We start from the raw sequence: 268 nt of genomic DNA, 5'->3' as shown, positions 1-268 counted from the left end.
CCGCTCGAACCGCCGGTGTTGAAACGCGCCAGACCGCGTGCATCGTCGGCCTTCAGGGCGTCGGTGTTCGCGCGGATCAGCGGCTTGTCGAGAAAGGGCAGGCGCTGCAGGTCGGTCACCGCACGCACCGACCGGGGATCGAAATCCAGGCTTCGGAACAGGTCGCGGTAATACGGAACATGCGTGGCGGCATGGCCGAGCAGCGCGCGCAGGCGCTCGACCCGCAGCGTTTCCAGCCGCTCGCGAGGCCACCACTGCGACTGTTCCA

At 67.9% G+C, this 268-nt stretch carries 1 protein-coding gene; it reads right to left on the bottom strand.

Annotation, left to right across the window (positions count from 1 at the left end; translation table 11 throughout):
- Window positions 1-268 (bottom strand): hypothetical protein (locus tag ACH13J_RS18485; protein ID WP_397544807.1); only part of this gene is annotated, 268 nt, incomplete at both ends.

Source organism: Roseovarius salis (genome assembly GCF_044472985.1).
Lineage (GTDB): Bacteria > Pseudomonadota > Alphaproteobacteria > Rhodobacterales > Rhodobacteraceae > Roseovarius > Roseovarius salis.
The sequence above is the reverse complement of the archived record's forward strand: the minus strand, read 5'-3'. Positions and strand labels throughout refer to the sequence as shown.